Here is an 18,388-nt window from a genome sequence, read left to right on the forward strand (position 1 = left end):
CCCCCCCCCCCGCGCCTCGCTAAGCTCCTGGCACCAGCCAGTTGATCAATGTGTTGCAACGACCCCTGGAATTCGCCCCGTGGCGCGCGGGCCTTCGAGCAGGTGCGGCGCCGCGTCACGGCATCAGGGCGTCATCAGCCCTTGGCCGCCCACTTCTTGCTCATGGCGTCGAACATCTTCTTGGCCTCCGGGCCGAGGTGCGGTCCCGCCGACCAACGGGCCGGGCGCGGGCCCATCGACATGTTGGAGATCAGCTCCGGCTGCCCGTCGGCACCCTTGGCGAACCAGGGGCCGCCGGACGAACCACCGGTCATGGTGCAGCCGATCCGGTACATGGTCGGCTTCTGCGCCTCCATGGACAGGCGGGTCGGCTTGTCGGTGCACTGCTGCTGCACCGCGCCGTCGAACGGCGCCTCGGCCGGGTAGCCCTGGGCGGTCAGGCTCGGGATCTTGGCCATCGCGGGCGCGTTGAAGTCGACCTTGTACGCGCCGCCTGCCACCTCCTCCAGCGACTTGCCGCCGGTGCTCTCCTCCGGCTTCACATGCATCAGCGCGAAGTCGTACGGAGCCATCGGCACGCCGGGCACCGCGCCGCCGCCCTTGATCCACTGGTCAGACGTCGCCATGTCATCGGCCCACCACTTGCCCGACGGGACGCGGTCCTCGAACGGGGTGGTCTTCATCTTGGTGGCCGGCGCGCCGTTCCGGTTGAAGTTCGGCACGAACATCATGTTGCGGTACCAGCCGCCGTGCTCGCCCGCGTGCACGCAGTGCGCGGCGGTCCACACGAGGTTGGACTTGCCCGGGTGCGCCGGGTCCTTGACGACCGTCGCCGAACAGCGCGAATCGCCCTTGTCCGTGCTGAACAGCAGCAGACCGACGCCGGGAGCGGTGGAGGTGTACGGGGTCTTGACCGGCTGCGCCTGCACCGCGGCGGGCTCGGGGTCGGTCTTGCCCTGGTCCTCGGAGATGTCCTCGGGCTTGCTGGGGTCCTGCGGCGGCTCGACCTTCTCGATCTTGTCAGGGTTCCAGAAGTTCTTGATGATCGGGTTGATGAACTCCCCGGCCTCCCGGAGCCACTTGTCCTTGTCCCAGTTCTTCCACTCGCCGTTCTTCCACTTGTCGAGATCGACGCCGTGCGCCTTCAGCTTGTCCTGGATGTCCTGGGGAATCTTGATCTCACCCCCGCCCGTGGTGTCCTGCGCCGCGGACTCGCTGGGCTTGGCGTCCGCGTTGTCGCTCTCGGGACCGCAGCCGGTCGCGGTGAGCGCCACGACGGCGGTGAGAGCGGCGGCGGCCAGAACTGGCCGACGTATGGATCGCATGGGTGAACTCCCCCTGATGACATCGATCTGAGCTTGTGTGGATTGACGCCGATTTCGGTGCTTGTCATGCACCTCAAGATCCTGGCGCAGGACCCCACTATGCCGGTGTCCATGGGCACAGTGGAACTCGGGCCCCTGGTTCCGGCCTGCAAGGATCTTGCCGGTGACCGTGATCCTCTGAGGGAATCGTCGTTGGTACGTATGGGGGACACCCGGGCCGCTCCCCAGGGCCCGCACGCATCCGAACAGCACACCAGCAGGAGGACACAACTGCCGTGGCGTTGACCGAAACCGTGCCGACGGCCCCGCCGCCGCTCCACGAAGGGATCCTGCGCCGGCAGGCCCTGCGTGAGTCAGCCGCCCGTACCTACGCGCGCTCCCTGCCGATCGTCCCGGTGCGCGCCCGCGGACTGACGATCGAGGGCGCCGACGGACGGCGCTACCTCGACTGTCTCTCCGGCGCCGGCACCCTCGCCCTCGGGCACAACCACCCGGTGGTGCTCGAAGCCATCCGCACGGTCCTGGACTCCGGGGCGCCGCTGCACGACCTCGACCTGGCCACCCCGGTCAAGGACGCCTTCACCACCGAGCTGTTCGCCACCCTGCCAGGCGAGTTGGCCGAAAAAGCGCGGATCCGGTTCTGCGGACCGGCCGCCGCGGACGCCGTCGGAGCCGCCGCCGCCCTCGTCCGCACCGCCACCGGCAGGGACGGCCTGCTGGCCTTCTCCGGGGCCCGCCACGGCCCGGCCACCGAAGCGCCCGCGGCAGCCGGCGGCACCGGAGCCACCCGGCTGCTGCCCTACCCCGACGACCACCGCAGCCCATCGGGCGCCGGCGAACGCGGCGCCGACCTCGCCGCGCGCCGGACCGAGCACCTCATCGACGCCCCGGACAGCGGCATCCCGCACCCCGCGGGACTGCTCGTCGAACCGGTCCAGGGCGCGGGCGGCGTCGCCCCCGCACCGGACGGCTGGCTGCGCCGCGTGCGCGACACCACCGCGTCCCGCGGCATCCCGCTGATCGTGGACGAGGCCCAGACCGGCGTCGGCCGCACCGGCACCTTCTGGGCCGTCGAACACAGCGGCATCGTCCCCGACGTCCTCGTCCTGTCGAAGGCGATCGGCGGCAGCCTGCCGCTCGCGGTCATCGTCCACCGCGAGGAACTGGACTGCCGGCCGCCCGACGCGCACGCCGGTGCCTTCCGCGGCAACCAACTCGCCATGGCAGCGGGCAGCGCCACCCTCGCCTACGTCCGCGCGAACGGCCTCGCCCGGCGCGCCGCCGACCTCGGCGCCCGGATGCTCGCCCGGCTCGGCACGCTCGCCGCCGCCCACCCCTGCATCGGCGGCATCCGTGGCCGCGGACTCCTGATCGGCGTCGAACTGACCGACCCCGAAGCCGAACCCGACGCCACCGGAGCCCGCCCCGCCCCGCACCTCGCCGCCGCCGTCCAGCGCGCCTGCCTGGACCGCGGCCTGATCGTCGGACCCGGTGGCCGGCACGGCGCCGCCGTCCGGCTGCTGCCACCCCTGACCATCACCGACGAACAGGCGGACGCGATCCTCGACCGCCTGGCCGACGCCATCGCGGCGGCGGTCCGCATGACCCCCGGGCCGACGGGCTCGTCCCCCACGACACTGCGAGGCACTTCCCGATGAACGAACGCCCCGGCACCGACGGAATCCCGGCCACCGAACGGGCCGCCGCCCACCACCAGGGCGCGGACACGATCGAACCGGCCGTACCGCGCCAGCAGCGCCGCGCCGCGGACGGCGCCTGCCACACCCCGGCGGACGACGGGCCGCCGCACACCGCGTGCGCCGCCCCGCACACCGCCCACCACACGGTCACCGATCCGCTGGACCACCCCGACCCCGCCGTCGCCGCCGACATCGCCGGCATCGAGAACCTGCTGCGCTGCTGGATCCGTGAGAGCGGCGGGCACCGCCCGTCCGGCGGCCGGCTGCGCATCCCCCTGCACGCCAGCGCCACCGCCCTGCACGTCCCCGTCCACTACTGGTCGCCCACCGGCTGGCACCGTCTCGGCGCCCCCACCCTGGAGGGCACCCCCGCCGACGCCGCACCCCTGGACGCCGTCACCCTCGCCGCCCTGCTCCGGCGCGAAGCCGCGCACGGCGCACCCGGGGCCCGCGCCGAAGGCGACGGCGCCGAACTGGTCGGCCGGGTCGCCAACTCCGTCCGCAGCACCGCCGTCTTCCTCGCCGACCGGCGCGCCCACCCCGCCGACGACCAGAGCGCGCTCTTCCTCGAAGGGGAACAGTCCCTGCTCCTCGGCCACCCGCTGCACCCCACCCCCAAGAGCCGCGAGGGCCTCACCGACGCCGAGACCCGCGCCTACTCACCCGAACTGCGCGGCGCCTTCCCCCTCCACTGGATGGCCGTGCACCGCTCGGCCCTCGCCGCCGACTCCGCCTGGACCGAACGCGGCAAGCCCGTCACGGCCGAACAACTCGCCATCGGATTCGCCGGCGGCTGCCACCCGCTCCCCGACGACACCGTCCCGCTGCCGCTGCACCCCTGGCAGGCCAGGGAACTCACCGCACGCCCCGACATCGCCGCCCTCATCGACCGGGGACAGCTGCACGACCTCGGCCCCGGCGGACCGCTGTGGCACCCCACCTCATCCGTCCGCACCGTCTACCGCCCCGGCGCCGACGCCATGCTCAAGCTCTCCCTCGGCCTGCGCATCACCAACTCCCGCCGGGAGAACCTCCGCAAGGAACTCCAGCGCGGCGTGGAGGTGCACCGCCTGCTGCGCACCGGCCTCGCCGAACGCTGGCAGGCCGCCCACCCCGGCTTCGACATCGTCCGCGACCCCGCCTACCTCGCCGTCGACGGCCCCGACGGCGAACCCGTCCAGGGCCTGGACGTCGTCATCCGCCACAACCCCTTCACCACCGCCGACGACGCGGTCTGCGTCGCCGGGCTCGCCTCACCCCGCCCCTGGCCCGGCAGGACCGGCATGCGCTCCCGGCTCGCGGTCCTCGTCACCGCACTCAGCGCCCGCACCGGCCGCACACCGGGCGCCGTCGCCACCGAATGGTTCCTCCGCTACCTCGAAGCGGTCGTACGCCCCGTCCTGTGGCTGGACGGCACGGCAGGCGTCGCGCTGGAGGCCCACCAGCAGAACACCCTCGTGCTGCTCGACCCGGACGGCTGGCCCGCCGGCGGCCGGTACCGCGACAACCAGGGCTACTATTTCCGCGAATCCCGGCGAGCGGCCCTCACCGCGCGGCTGCCCGGCATCGGCGAGGTCAGCGACACCTTCGTCCCCGACGACGTCACCGACGAACGCTTCGCCTACTACCTCGGCATCAACAACGTCCTCGGCCTCATCGGGGCGTTCGGCGCTGAGGGCCTGATCCGCGAGGAAATCCTGCTCGCCGCCTTCCGCCGATTCCTCACCGAGGCCGCCGCCGCACCCGCCGAGCACCGTTCCCCCCTCGCCGAACACCTGCTCACGACCCCTACCCTGCGCTGCAAGGCCAACCTCGCGACCCGGCTACAGGGCCTGGACGAACTCGTCGGCCCCGTGGACACCCAATCCGTCTACCTCGCACTGCCCAACCCCCTGGTCTCCTAGGTCCTGTCGTCAAATTCCCGTCGTCTGCCCGGAGGGCAGGCCCCGCGGCGTCTGGTGCGTGCGCTCGCAAGGCGGAGGGTCTTCCCGGTACTGGGCGTACCGGGGAGATCCCGACAACGCGGCGAGCGTGCGTGCCAGGCGTCGCGGGGCAGACGGGAATTTGACGACAGGGCCTAGGGATCTTCACTCCCTCCCGCCTCGCGGAAGCCAGGGCTGCGGACTCACTCGTACAGGTGGAATCGGCGAACTTCCGCCCGGCTTCCGGGCGGACGGGGAGAACCTGACGACTCCTGGAGGACACCCCAGGTCTCCGTCCGCCCTGGCCCGGCCCCGGACCGCGCGACCCGCGTACCCCGGGGCCACGAGAGGAGAGCGTCGCCGTGCCACTCACCGAATCAGGCACCGGATCCGCATCCGATGACACCCTCGACCCGCAACTCCCGCCCGAGCCCGGAGCGTTGTCCGTCGAGGACGGCAGGACGCGGCGGGCCGCCGGCACCCCCGCCGCCGGCCCGCTCCTCGACGGACTGGCCGGCTGGGCACCCGCGGACACCCCGGCCGGGCCGTTCGCGCTCGTCCCCGTCGACCTCGAACGTGACCTTGCGCAGATCGCGGGCTGGATGAACGATCCGGCAGTCGCCGCCTTCTGGGAGCTGGCGGGGCCCAGCGCGACGACCGCGGCCCACCTTCGGGCCCAACTCGAAGGCGACGGGCGCAGCGTTCCCTGCCTCGGGGTCCTGGCCGGCGTCCCGATGAGCTACTGGGAGATCTACCGCGCCGACCTCGACCCGCTCGCCCGGCACTATCCGGCCCGTCCGCACGACACCGGCATCCACCTCCTCATCGGCGGGGCAGCCGACCGGGGACGTGGCCTCGGCACAACCCTGCTGCGCGCCACCGCCGATCTCGTCCTCGACCACCGGCCGCGGTGCGGACGGGTCGTCGCCGAACCCGACCTGCGCAACACCGCATCCGTCGCCGCCTTCCTGACCGCCGGGTTCCGTTACGCGGACGAGGTCGAACTGCCGGACAAACGGGCGGCCTTGATGATCCGAGACCGCGTCCATCGCCATCTGCTCTGACCTCGGGGCCGTCCAGCGACGGCCCCGTTCCCCTTCCCGGACCCTGCCCTTCCCCTCCCGTTCGTCCGCTTCATCCGCTTCGTCCCTGGCTCCCGTCGCGCCGTGCCCGACGTGTTCCGCCCTCCGGAATCGGCCACTTCTCGTGTGTGATCCGGCACCGCGGGTCACACTCGTCACATTCATCCGTCCAGCCACGCATCCAACCGCCCATCCACCACCCGGGATCCCCGGCTGTCCCCCGCTCGTGCCGGTGCGGTCCCGCTTCGAGGAGTCCCGCCTTGCCTCCTGAGCCCCAGCCCTCGCACAGCGCCTGGCAGCACGCCGCGCGACGCCTGCTCGCCAAAACCCTGGCGGAGTTCGCGTACGAAGAGATCATCAGCCCCGAGCCCGACGGCACGGCCCCCGACGGCACCACCCCGGGCGGCCCGGAATCCGACGGCACCCAGCGCTACCGGCTGCCCGTCACCGACGACCTCGTCTACCGCTTCACGGCCCGCCGCGGCGCCTACGGACACTGGCGCATCGACCCCGCATCGCTCACCCCCGACGGCGACCCCCTGCACTTCCTGGCCCGCGCCCACGACACGATTCTGGAGCTGTCCGGCGACACCACCGGCCACCTCATCCGCGAGGTGACCGCCACCCTCGCCGCCGACACCCGGCTCGACACCACGGCACTGAACGCCGCCGACCTGGCGGACCTCGACTACGCCGCACTCGAAGGCCACCAGACGGGCCATCCCTGGCTCGTGGCCAACAAGGGCCGGCTCGGATTCTCCGCAGCCGACGCCGCGCAGTGGGCCCCCGAGGCCCGCACCCCGCACCGGCTGCCCTGGATCGCCGCACACCGCGACCTCGCCCACTACCGCGGCATCCCCGCACTGGCCACCCCCGATCATCTCTACAAAGAAGAGCTCACCCCCGCCCTTCTCGACAGCTTCGCCCGCACCGTCACCGCCGAAGGCCGCGACCCCGCCGACTACCTCTACCTCCCCGTCCATCCCTGGCAGTGGGACGAGACCATCGCCCCGCTCTTCGCGCCGCAGCTCGCCGACAGATCCATCATCGCGCTGCCCACTGACAACGACCTCAGACTCCCGCAGCAGTCGATCCGCACCTTCCTCAACCTCAGCCGCCCGCAGGCCCGTACGGTCAAACTGCCGTTGTCCATCCTCAACACCCTCGTCTGGCGCGGCCTGCCCACCGAACGCACCCTCGCGGCCCCCGCCGTCACCGCCTGGGTCCAGGAACTCCGCGACAGCGACCCGTACTTGCGCGATGAGACCCGGGTGGTCCTCCTCGGCGAAACCGCTTCGGTCACCGTCGAACACCCCCTCTACGACCGGACTCCCGGCGTCCCGTACCAGTTCAAGGAACTCCTCGGCTGTATCTGGCGCGAGCCGCTCACCCGCCACCTCGACCCCGGGGAACGCGCGCGCACCTTGGCCGCGTTGCTCCAGACCGATCCCCAGGGCCGTTCCCTGACCGCCGAGTTGGTGCGGCGTTCCGGCCTGTCCCCGCAGGTCTGGCTCGGCCGCCTGTTCGCCGCCCTGCTGCCGCCGCTGCTGCACTTCCTCTACCGCTACGGCACGGTCTTCTCCCCGCACGGCGAGAACGCCATCGTCGTCTTCGACGCGCACGACGTCCCCGTCCGCCTCGCGGTCAAGGACTTCGTCGACGACGTCAACACCAGCGCGACGCCCCTCCCGGAGCACGCCTCGATGCCGGACGACGTCCGGGAGGTCCTGCTCACCGAACCGCCCGCGTTCCTCACCCAGTTCATCCACTCCGGCCTGTTCATCGGCGTCTTCCGCTACCTCGCGCCGCTCTGCGAAGATCAACTCGGCGTCCCGGAGGGCGAATTCTGGTCACTCGTGCGGGCGGAGATCCTGCGCCACCACCGCCGCTTCCCGGAGCTCAAGGAGCGCCACGCGGCCTTCGACCTGCTCACCCCCCGCATCGACCGGCTGTGTCTGAACCGCAACCGTCTGCACACCGACGGCTACCGCGACCGCGCCGCGCGCCCGCACGCCACGGTGCACGGGACCGTGCCCAACCCTCTGCACGCGCCATGACGGGGCGGGCTGTCAGTGGTCCCGCGTAGGCTTGCCACGCTATGACGAAGCCCTCCCTCCCCGATCTGCTCCATGCCGCCGTCACCGCCGTCGGCGGCACCGAGCGCCCAGGCCAGGTGGCGATGGCCGAGGCCGTCGCCGAGGCCGTGGACAACCAGGCCCATCTGCTCGTGCAGGCCGGCACCGGCACCGGAAAGTCCCTCGGCTATCTGGTGCCGGCGCTGGCCCACGGCGAGCGCGTGGTGGTCGCCACGGCCACCCTCGCGCTGCAACGCCAGCTCGTCGAGCGCGATCTTCCGCGCACGGTCGACGCCCTGCACCCGCAGCTGCGCCGCCGCCCCGAGTTCGCCATGCTCAAGGGCCGCTCCAACTACCTCTGCCTGCACCGCCTGCGCGAAGGCGTGCCGCAGGAAGAGGAGGAGGCGCTCTTCGACCCGTTCGAATCGGCGACCCCGACCAGCAAGCTCGGCACGGACCTGCTGCGGCTGCGCGACTGGGCCGACGAGACCGAGACCGGCGACCGTGACGCCCTCACCCCCGGGGTCTCCGACCGCGCCTGGGGCCAGGTGTCGGTCTCCTCGCGGGAGTGCCTGGGCGCGTCGAAGTGCGCGTACGGCGCGGAGTGCTTCGCCGAGGCGGCCAGGGAGCGCGCCAAGCTCGCCGATGTCGTCGTCACCAATCACGCGCTGCTCGCGATCGACGCCATCGAGGGCGCCCCGGTCCTGCCGCAGCACGAAGTCCTGATCATCGACGAGGCCCACGAACTGGTCTCCCGGGTCACCGGCGTGGCCACCGGCGAGCTCACTCCCGGCCAGGTCAACCGCGCCGTCCGCCGGGCCGCGAAGCTCGTCAACGAAAAGGCCGCCGACCAGCTGCAGACCGCGTCGGAGACCTTCGAGCGGCTGATGGAACTGGCCCTGCCCGGCCGCCTCGAAGAGATCCCCGAGGAGCTCGGCTACTGCCTCATGGCGCTGCGGGACGCGGCCCGTACGGTCATCGCCGCCCTCGGCTCCACCCGCGACAAAAACGTCCAGGACGAGGACGCGGTCCGCAAGCAGGCCCTCGCCTCGGTGGAGAGCGTCCACACTGTCGCCGAGCGGATCGCGAACGGCTCCGAGTGGGACGTGGTCTGGTACGAGCGCCACGACCGCTTCGGGGCGTCCCTGCGTGTGGCGCCCCTCTCGGTCTCCGGGCTGCTGCGCGAGAAGCTGTTCACCGACCGGTCGGTGGTGCTGACCTCCGCCACCCTCAAGCTGGGCGGCGACTTCAACGGCGTCGGCGCGTCCCTCGGACTGTCCCCCGAGGGCACCGAGGGCGAGGACGTCCCGGTCTGGAAGGGCCTGGACGTCGGGTCGCCGTTCGACTACGGCAAGCAGGGCATCCTCTACGTCGCCAAGCACCTCGCCCAGCCCGGCAGGGAGGGCAGCCGGGACGACATGCTCGACGAGCTGGCGGAGCTGATCGAGGCGGCCGGCGGCCGGACGCTGGGGCTGTTCTCCTCGATGCGCGGGGCGCAGGCCGCGGCGCAGGCGATGCGCGGCCGTCTCGACATGCCGGTTCTCCTCCAGGGCGAGGAGACCTTGGGTGAGCTGATCCGCACGTTCGCCGAGGACGCCAGGACCTGCCTGTTCGGCACGCTGTCCCTGTGGCAGGGCGTGGACGTGCCGGGCCCGAACTGCCAGTTGGTGGTCATGGACCGGGTGCCGTTCCCGCGTCCGGACGATCCGTTGATGAGCGCCCGGCAGAAGGCGGTGGAGGAGGCCGGCGGCAACGGCTTCATGGCGGTCGCCGCCACCCACGCGGCGCTGCTGATGGCCCAGGGCGCGGGCCGCCTGGTGCGCGCCACGGGCGACCGCGGTGTGGTCGCCGTTCTGGACCCCCGCCTGGAGCGGGCCCGCTACGGCTCGTTCCTCCGCAAGTCGATGCCGGAGTTCTGGTACACCACCGACCGCAATCAGGTCCGCAGGTCGCTGGCGGCCATCGACGCCGCGGCGCAGCAGGAAGGGAAGTAGCGGGGGCGCAGCCGGGCGGGCCGTGGGGAGCGGCCGGCCCGGATGAGGACGGCGCAGAGCCCCGGAACCGGCGCAGTGGTCCCGGGGCTCGGTCGTGAGGGCGTGGTTCAGACCCGCCGCAGCACCGCCACCACCTTGCCGAGGATGGTGGCCTCATCGCCGGGAATCGGCTGGTAGGCGGAGTTGTGGGGGAGCAGCCACACATGGCCGTCCTCGCGCTTGAAGCGCTTGACGGTGGCCTCGCCGTCCAGCATCGCCGCGACGATGTCGCCGTTCTCGGCGACGGGCTGGCGGCGGACGGTGACCCAGTCGCCGTCGCAGATCGCGGCCTCGATCATGGAGTCGCCGACGACCTTGAGCACGAACAGCTCGCCGTCACCGACCAGCTGGCGGGGGAGCGGGAAGACGTCCTCGACCGATTCCTCGGCCAGGATCGGACCACCGGCGGCGATCCGGCCGACGAGCGGGACGTAGGAGGCCGCGGGCTTGCCCGCCGTCTCCGTGGCCGCGCTGGTGGTCTGGTCCGAGCCGCGGACCTCGTACGCCCGGGGGCGGTGCGGGTCGCGGCGCAGGAAGCCCTTGCGCTCCAGGGCCATCAGCTGGTGGGCCACGGACGAGGTGCTGGAAAGCCCCACGGCCTGGCCGATCTCACGCATCGACGGCGGGTAGCCGCGACGCTGGACCGAGTCCCTGATCACCTCGATCACCCGGCGCTGGCGGTCCGTGAGCCCGGAGCTGTCGGCCCGGATCCCTGGCGGGCGTCCCGGCAGCGACCGCGTGGGCTTCTGCTCGTCGGAGTCCAACGTGGCGTCGTCCATCGGCCTGCTCCGTGCCGTCTGAGGATTCTCGAACCGGCTCTGGGAGTGGCTCTGTGCGGTGATGGTCGCGCTGTCTGCGGTGGTGGTCACGTCGGCCCCTCTCGGAATGTGCTCCCTAGTTAGCCAACGGTAGTTGCTTTCGAAAGGTTGCGCCAAACACACGTTCGAGTGAAAATTTGCTGATTAGCTGACTCGATCGAGTGGCTGGGTGTATGGCCGATGTGTTCGAACGGCGTCCCGACCCTGCGCGGGTCGTCTTCCGCCCGGCTCTTCCCGTTCCGGCCGGGGGTTCCGTGGCTGCGCGATCGACGCGCCGGGGGCCCGGTCGCGCCATGGCCGATTCTGTCATCTCCGCCCCTGCGCCCCGCCGTCCGGGTGGCTTCCCGTACCCTCGTGAGCGACCTCCACGGCCCGCCCCCACTGCGACACGCGGTAGGCGGTTATAAGCGGCCCGACACCACATCTAGTGCTTTGATGGCGACAACCGCCTACAAGTTGTGGTGCCTGGTCCTTCCGGGCCCCGGGGATCGCCTATGCTGGTGGCTGCGCCGAAGGGCCCGTACGGGCCGTCCGGAGGCCATTCAGCCGTACGTGGATTCCAGTGGCGTACGTCCGTTTCCGAGGGTGAGGAGGGTGGAGCCATGCACTGCCCCTTCTGCAGGCACCCTGACAGCCGGGTCGTCGACAGCCGCACCACCGACGACGGCACATCGATCCGGCGACGGCGCCAGTGCCCCGACTGCTCCCGTCGTTTCACCACCATCGAAACGGCGTCCCTGACGGTGATCAAGCGCAGCGGGGTCACCGAACCCTTCAGCCGCAGCAAGGTCATCGCGGGAGTGCGCAAGGCGTGCCAGGGCCGCCCGGTCACCGAGGACGCGCTCGCCAAGCTCGGCCAACGGGTCGAGGAGGCGGTGCGCGCCACCGGCAGCGCCGAGCTGTCCACCCATGACGTCGGGCTCGCCATACTGGGCCCGCTGCGGGAACTCGACCTCGTCGCGTACCTGCGTTTCGCGTCCGTGTACCGGGCCTTCGATTCGCTTGAGGACTTCGAGGCGGCCATCGCCGAGCTGCGGGAGCAGCGCGAGCAGGGACCGCCCGAGCGGGGCTGCGGGACGGGCGGTGCGGCCGACGGCCACACTGTCCCGGCACCCGGGCCCGCCATCGCCGCCGGCTGAGTCCGGCGCGCATCCAGAACCTGACCGGGGCACGTGCAGGCGCCCCGGGATCAGTCAGACATACACCGTGCCACGGGAAGAAGTGCGCACATATGGGCGTTTTCGCCCGTACAGGGAGGCGGAATGACAGAGACGACGAGCGGCCCGGCACGCGGCTCCCGCGCAAAGGGCAGCAAGGCGAGCAAGGGTCTGCGCATCGAGCGCATCCACACCACCCCCGGCGTGCATCCGTACGACGAGGTGGAGTGGGCGCGTCGTGACGTCGTCATGACCAACTGGCGCGACGGCTCGGTCAACTTCGAGCAGCGTGGCGTCGAGTTCCCCGACTTCTGGTCGGTGAACGCGGTCAACATCGTCACGAGCAAGTACTTCCGCGGCGCGGTGGGTTCGCCGACCCGTGAGGCGAGCCTCAAGCAGCTCATCGACCGCGTGGTCAAGACGTACCGCAAGGCGGGCGAGGACAACAGCTACTTCGCCTCCCCGGCGGACGCCGAGATCTTTGAACACGAGCTGGCGTACGCGCTGCTCCACCAGGTCTTCAGCTTCAACTCGCCGGTGTGGTTCAACGTCGGCACCGCGCAGCCGCAGCAGGTCAGCGCCTGCTTCATCCTGTCCGTCGACGACTCCATGGAGTCGATCCTGGACTGGTACAAGGAAGAGGGGATGATCTTCAAGGGCGGCTCCGGCGCCGGCCTGAACCTCTCCCGCATCCGCTCCTCCAAGGAGCTGCTCTCCTCCGGCGGCAACGCGTCAGGCCCGGTCTCCTTCATGCGCGGCGCCGACGCGTCGGCCGGCACCATCAAGTCGGGCGGCGCCACCCGCCGCGCGGCCAAGATGGTCGTCCTGGACGTCGACCACCCCGACGTCGAGGCCTTCATCGAGACCAAGGTGAAGGAAGAGGAGAAGGTCCGCGCGCTGCGCGACGCCGGCTTCGACATGGACCTGGGCGGCGACGACATCACGTCCGTCCAGTACCAGAACGCCAACAACTCGGTCCGCGTGAACGACGAGTTCATGAAGGCCGTCGAGTCCGGCTCGAAGTTCGGCCTGCGCGGCCGGATGACCGGCGAGGTCATCGAAGAGGTCGACGCCAAGGGCCTGTTCCGCAAGATGGCGGAGGCGGCCTGGGCGTGTGCCGACCCCGGCATCCAGTACGACGACACCATCAACCACTGGCACACCTCGCCGGAGTCGGGCCGGATCACCGCGTCCAACCCGTGCAGCGAGTACATGCACCTGGACAACTCCTCGTGCAACCTCGCCTCGCTCAACCTCATGAAGTTCCTGCGCGACGACGACCAGGGCAACCAGTCGTTCGACGCCGAGCGCTTCGCGAAGGTCGTCGAGCTGGTCATCACCGCGATGGACATCTCCATCTGCTTCGCCGACTTCCCCACCGAGAAGATCGGCGAGACCACCCGCGCCTACCGCCAGCTGGGCATCGGCTACGCCAACCTCGGCGCCCTGCTGATGGCCACCGGCCACGCCTACGACTCGGACGGCGGCCGTGCGCTGGCCGGTGCCATCACCTCCCTGATGACCGGCACCTCCTACAAGCGCTCCGCCGAACTGGCCGCCGTCGTCGGCCCGTACGAGGGTTACGCCCGTAACGCGGACGCCCACAAGCGCGTCATGAAGCAGCACTCCGACGCCAACGGTGCCGCGGTGCGCGCCGACGACCTGGACACCACGGTCTGGGCCGCGGCCACCGAGGCATGGCAGGACGTGCTGCGCCTGGGAGAGAAGAACGGCTTCCGCAACGCGCAGGCTTCGGTGCTCGCGCCGACCGGCACCATCGGCCTGATGATGGACTGCGACACCACCGGTGTCGAGCCGGACCTGGCCCTGGTCAAGTTCAAGAAGCTGGTCGGCGGCGGCTCCATGCAGATCGTGAACAACACGGTCCCCAAGGCGCTCAAGCGGCTCGGCTACCAGCCCGAGCAGGTCGAGGCGATCGTCGCGCACATCGCCGACCACGGCAACGTCGTCGACGCGCCGGCCCTCAAGCCGGAGCACTACGAGGTCTTCGACTGCGCCATGGGCGCCCGTTCGATCTCCGCGATGGGCCACGTCCGCATGATGGCCGCGGCGCAGCCCTTCCTCTCCGGCGCGATCTCCAAGACGGTCAACGTCCCGGAGACGGCCACCGTCGAGGAGATCGAGGAGGTCTACTTCGAGGGCTGGAAGCTCGGCCTGAAGGCGCTCGCGATCTACCGCGACAACTGCAAGGTCGGCCAGCCGCTGTCGGCCAAGAAGAAGGAAGAGGCGAAGGCCGAGGCCCCGGAGCCGGCGACCGAGAAGGTCGTCGAGTACCGCCCGGTCCGCAAGCGCCTCCCCAAGGGCCGTCCCGGCATCACCACCTCCTTCACGGTGGGCGGCGCCGAGGGCTACATGACCGCCAACTCCTACCCGGACGACGGTCTGGGCGAGGTCTTCCTGAAGATGTCCAAGCAGGGTTCGACCCTCGCGGGCATGATGGACGCCTTCTCCATCGCGGTCTCGGTGGGCCTCCAGTACGGCGTGCCGCTGGAGACCTACGTCTCGAAGTTCACCAACATGCGCTTCGAGCCGGCCGGCATGACCGACGACCCGGACGTGCGGATGGCGCAGTCGATCGTCGACTACATCTTCCGCCGCCTGGCGCTGGACTTCCTGCCCTTCGAGACACGTTCGGCGCTCGGCATCCACTCCGTCGAGGAGCGCCAGCGTCACCTGGACACCGGTTCCTACGAGCCGACGGAGGAGGTCGACGTCGAGTCGCTGGCGCAGTCCGCGCCGCTCCAGACCGAGGCCCCGAAGGCCGCCCCGGCGGTCCAGAGCGCCGAGGAGCCCGCGGCTGCTGCGCCCCGGCAGGCGCACACCAACGCCGAACTGGTCGAAATGCAGCTCGGCATCAACGCGGACGCCCCGCTCTGCTTCTCCTGCGGCACGAAGATGCAGCGGGCGGGCAGCTGCTACCTGTGCGAGGGCTGCGGCTCCACGAGCGGGTGCAGCTGATTCCGGAGCTCGCCCATGAGCGTCCGTACGTGCTCATGACCTCCGAGTGACCACCCGAAGGTGAGAAAGGGAGCCGGCTTCTCAGCCGGCTCCCTTTCGGCATGGGCGCACGCCGTCACGGCACGACGGCCACGCCCGGTGAATCCTCACCGGACGTGGCCTCTTCCTTACCGGTCGGGTCAGCTGCCCATGAGCGCGGTGAATTCGTTGGGATCGGCGTCAAACCCGCGGACGTCGGCACGGAAGCGCCATTCGCCCTCTTCGTCGCGGACGAATTCGGCCACGACGGCGGCAGTTGACCGCGCGACCGTGGAGAAGTCGTTCCCGGCGAGTGCGGTGTAGCCCTCGTGGATCTCCACTTCGGTGTTGTCTATGTCGCCGAACGTCTTACGGCCGCCGCCCTGTTGGATCGCGACTCCCACCACGACCCGGGTGTAGCTGCCGGCCAGCCGGTCCAGCTCCAGCGTCATGACCTCGTCGGAACCGAAGCCCTGGCCGGTGCGGCTGTCACGGTTGAGGGTGATCGTCCCGTCGGGGGACCGGCTGTCGAAGTGCACCAGGTAGCACGGCTCGCCGACCGGCGTGTCCGCCTCGTACGTCGCGGCGATGATGTCGAGATCGTTGTCCGGCTCGCCGAGGGGGCTGGGATCCCACTTCAGTGTGACCTCGGCCTTCTCGATCCCTTTGTTGAGCGTGCTCACCGGGCTTCCCTTCCTTGGCGTTCCGTCGAACCGGGTCGCACGGAACGGTTCCGCGCGCGGCCGGCTGCCGGCCGGTGACCGGGACCGCGGCCCCGGTCGGCCGGCGGGCAGCCGTGGAGCCCCTGGAGAGAGCGCTCGCCCGTGCTCGTGCGAACCGCTCGCCAGGACACCCCGTTGACCTTCCATGGTGCCACGCCGACGGGGGATCGCGGCGGGGTGAACTGCACTTGTGGAAAACCGGGTTGAGCTTGAGAGATGGCCTGATTGCATTGCCTCTTCCGGCTGTCGCCTCTCCCGTCGCGGTGTCCGGTGCGGGCGGGCCGCGGCCTCCCCGGGGCGGCCGGGAATCCGGGGCGCTCCTCGGGGCCGTCGGGCTCCTCAGCTGTCCGGTTCGCCCCACAGGCGGTGGAGGTGATGGTCCAGCACGTCGAGCGCGGCGGCGGGCGAGATGTGGTCGATCAGCACGTGGGTGGTGAGGCCGTCGACGAGCGCGAGCAGGGTGCGGGCCTCCAGGGCGGGGTCGCAGTCCGGCGTGGCCTCGGCGACGAGCTGTGTGAACACCTCTTGGAGGCCGGTGTAGTTGGCCCGCAGGATCTCGGCCAGGGGGCGGCTGACGGCCGCCTGCGCGAGGAACGCGAGCCAGACGCGGGCCTCGGACCGGTGCTCCTCCCGGAGCAGCGACAGCTCCGTCGTGGCGTGCCCCAGCGCCGTGCGGGCCGACTGGGCGGGGGACTGGACCAGGCGCGCCGAAACCCGTGCGGAGATCCGTTCCCCGATGTGCCGCAGGGCGAAGGTCAGCATCTCGTCCTTGGTGCGGAAGCAGCGCTGGACCGCCCCCATGGAGACCTCCGCGCGGGCCGCGACGTCCCGGAGGGTGACGCCGTCCAGACCGCTCTCCTCGGCGAGCCGGCAGACGGCGTCGGCGATCAGGCGGCGGCGGAACTCGTGGTCCACCAGTTTGGGCATGGCATGCACTCCGCTTTATTCGATGCGTTCGTATCGGCGGTAAGGGTACGATGCCTATCCGATGCAAGTGCATCGGAATGGCTTGTGAGGGCGGGAATGCGTCACGCCGGAGCGCGGGGAAACCGGCGCATCGGGTGGCGCTACCAGGAGAGGGTGGGTCATGCGGGACATGCTGTGGCGGTTGCCGGCGCACGAGCAGGCGGCGGCCGTACGGGACGGCGCGGTGACGGCCGCCGAGTTGGTGGACGGTCACCTGGAGCGGATCGCCGAGGTCAACCCGGCGGTCAACGCCGTGACGCAACTGCTCGCCGAGCGGGCGCGGGCGGACGCGGCGGAGACCGACCGCCGCCGGGCCGCCGGGGGCGCCCTGGGGCCGCTGGCCGGCGTCCCGTTCACGGTCAAGGAGACCACCGGGATCGAGGGGGTGCCGACGACCTTCGGTGCCGCGCGCTTCCGCGACTTCACCGCCCGTGCCGACGCGCCCCCGGTGGCCAGGCTGCGCGCCGCCGGAGCCATCCCCATCGGGCACACCAACATGCCGACCCTCATCCTGGCCGGTATCCACACCCGTAGTGAGCTGTTCGGCGACACGGCGAACCCCTGGAGCGGGGCGGTCACACCGGGCGGCACCAGTGGCGGCGACGCCGCGGCGGTCGCGAGCGGGATGGCGCCGATCGGCCTGGGCAACGACTCCGGGGGATCGGTGCGGATCCCGGCGTCCTTCTGTGGCGTCGCGGGACTGAAGCCGACCTACGGGCGGTACGCCGCCGATCACCGCATCGGCCCCGACGATCCCTCGCTCGCCGCCCAGGAGTTGGTCGTCGACGGGCCTCTGGCGCGAACCGTCGGCGATCTGCGGCTGGTCCACGAGGCGCTGGCGGGCGCCGATCCGCGCGACCCGAGGGCCGTGCCGGTGCCCCCGTACGGGGAGCCGCTGCCAGGACCGCTCCGGGTGGCGGTGGTGGCCGACCCCGGTGGCCACGGCGTGCACCCGGCGGTGCGCAGGGCCGTGGAGGACGCCGCCGACGCGTTGCGGGACGCCGGGTACGAGGTGTGCGAAGTACCGGATGTGCCGCGTCTGGACGACGCCCTGGAGGTCTACGCCCGGATGACGCTCACCGAATTCGCCGTCAGCTGGCCGGTGGTCAAGCCGCTGCTGGGGGAGGGCGGGCAGCGCTACATCGAGCAGGGGATGGCGCGGTCGGGCCCGGTGGAGCTGGCCGAGTACCTGCGGCTGACGGGGGTGCGGCTGGGCATCCGGCGGGACTGGGCGGCCTTCCTGGACGCCTTTCCGCTGGTCCTGGGGCCGGTGTTCACCGACCCGCCGTTCGCGCCGGGGGACGAAATGCGGGACGCGGAAAGCTCGTTGCGGGTGCAGCGCGCGATGCGCCTGTGCACGGCGACGAGCTTCGTCGGCGTCCCCGCGGTGGCCGTGCCCACCGGAGTGACGGGCGGGCTCCCGTACGGGGTGCAGCTCATCGGGCGGGCCTACCGGGAGGACCTGTGCCTGGACGCCGCCCAGGAGGTGGAGCGGCGCCTGGGTGTCCTCACCCCCATCGACCCGCACTCGTAAGGAAGTTCAGGGCGCACCCGGCAAGACAGGCAGTGATTCCGGCCACCCCGGGGCCGT

General features: G+C 71.2%; 12 protein-coding genes. 8 read left to right on the forward strand and 4 right to left on the reverse strand.

Annotated elements, in window-relative coordinates; genetic code table 11:
• Positions 1-134: 134 nt before the first annotated feature.
• The gene (locus ACIBK8_RS31660; protein WP_399045682.1) at positions 135-1,325 is read right to left on the reverse strand and encodes a trypsin-like serine peptidase; all 1,191 of its coding nucleotides are present in this window, start codon (positions 1,323-1,325) and stop codon (positions 135-137) included.
• Positions 1,326-1,600: 275 nt separating this feature from the next.
• On the opposite strand from ACIBK8_RS31660, the gene ACIBK8_RS31665 reads away from it, so the two are divergent.
• The 5 genes from ACIBK8_RS31665 to ACIBK8_RS31685 all read left to right on the forward strand — a co-directional run bounded on the left by ACIBK8_RS31665 (position 1,601) and on the right by ACIBK8_RS31685 (position 10,098).
• Positions 1,601-2,983, forward strand: coding sequence for a diaminobutyrate--2-oxoglutarate transaminase family protein (locus ACIBK8_RS31665; protein WP_399045683.1), 1,383 nt, complete (start codon positions 1,601-1,603; stop codon positions 2,981-2,983).
• Positions 2,980-4,929 (forward strand): IucA/IucC family protein, encoded by a 1,950-nt coding sequence (locus ACIBK8_RS31670; RefSeq protein ID WP_399045685.1) that lies wholly within the window; start codon positions 2,980-2,982, stop codon positions 4,927-4,929. Before ACIBK8_RS31665 ends, ACIBK8_RS31670 begins: the two co-directional genes overlap by 4 nt.
• A 380-nt stretch (positions 4,930-5,309) precedes the next feature.
• Positions 5,310-6,011, forward strand: coding sequence for a GNAT family N-acetyltransferase (locus ACIBK8_RS31675; protein WP_399045687.1), 702 nt, complete (start codon positions 5,310-5,312; stop codon positions 6,009-6,011).
• A 278-nt stretch (positions 6,012-6,289) separates the two neighbouring features.
• Positions 6,290-8,086 (forward strand): IucA/IucC family protein, encoded by a 1,797-nt coding sequence (locus ACIBK8_RS31680; RefSeq protein ID WP_399045689.1) that lies wholly within the window; start codon positions 6,290-6,292, stop codon positions 8,084-8,086.
• A 41-nt stretch (positions 8,087-8,127) separates the two neighbouring features.
• Positions 8,128-10,098, forward strand: coding sequence for an ATP-dependent DNA helicase (locus tag ACIBK8_RS31685; RefSeq protein ID WP_399045691.1), 1,971 nt, complete (start codon positions 8,128-8,130; stop codon positions 10,096-10,098).
• A 107-nt stretch (positions 10,099-10,205) separates the two neighbouring features.
• On the opposite strand, the gene lexA is transcribed toward ACIBK8_RS31685, so the two are convergent.
• Complete coding sequence (lexA, locus tag ACIBK8_RS31690; RefSeq protein WP_227044253.1) at positions 10,206-11,006, reverse strand: transcriptional repressor LexA; 801 nt, start codon at positions 11,004-11,006, stop codon at positions 10,206-10,208.
• 551 nt (positions 11,007-11,557) lie between these two features.
• On the opposite strand from lexA, the gene nrdR reads away from it, so the two are divergent.
• Positions 11,558-12,094, forward strand: coding sequence for a transcriptional regulator NrdR (nrdR, locus tag ACIBK8_RS31695; protein WP_399045693.1), 537 nt, complete (start codon positions 11,558-11,560; stop codon positions 12,092-12,094).
• 123 nt (positions 12,095-12,217) lie between these two features.
• The gene (locus ACIBK8_RS31700; protein WP_399045695.1) at positions 12,218-15,091 is read left to right on the forward strand and encodes a vitamin B12-dependent ribonucleotide reductase; all 2,874 of its coding nucleotides are present in this window, start codon (positions 12,218-12,220) and stop codon (positions 15,089-15,091) included.
• A 179-nt stretch (positions 15,092-15,270) separates the two neighbouring features.
• Here the strand turns inward: ACIBK8_RS31700 and ACIBK8_RS31705 are convergent, their stop codons facing one another.
• Both ACIBK8_RS31705 and ACIBK8_RS31710 read right to left on the reverse strand, forming a co-directional pair.
• Entirely contained in the window at positions 15,271-15,792 is a 522-nt protein-coding gene (locus ACIBK8_RS31705) for a TerD family protein (protein WP_399045696.1), read from the reverse strand.
• A gap of 378 nt (positions 15,793-16,170) precedes the next feature.
• Positions 16,171-16,758, reverse strand: a complete 588-nt coding sequence (locus ACIBK8_RS31710) for a TetR/AcrR family transcriptional regulator (RefSeq protein WP_399045698.1) — start codon at positions 16,756-16,758, stop codon at positions 16,171-16,173.
• Between the two features lie 160 nt (positions 16,759-16,918).
• Here ACIBK8_RS31710 and ACIBK8_RS31715 point away from each other — a divergent pair, with 160 nt between their 5' ends.
• The gene (locus tag ACIBK8_RS31715; protein WP_399045699.1) at positions 16,919-18,331 is read left to right on the forward strand and encodes an amidase; all 1,413 of its coding nucleotides are present in this window, start codon (positions 16,919-16,921) and stop codon (positions 18,329-18,331) included.
• Positions 18,332-18,388: the final 57 nt, after the last annotated feature.

The organism is Streptomyces sp. NPDC050161, assembly GCF_044460025.1.
In the GTDB taxonomy this organism is placed as follows: Bacteria; Actinomycetota; Actinomycetes; order Streptomycetales; family Streptomycetaceae; genus Streptomyces.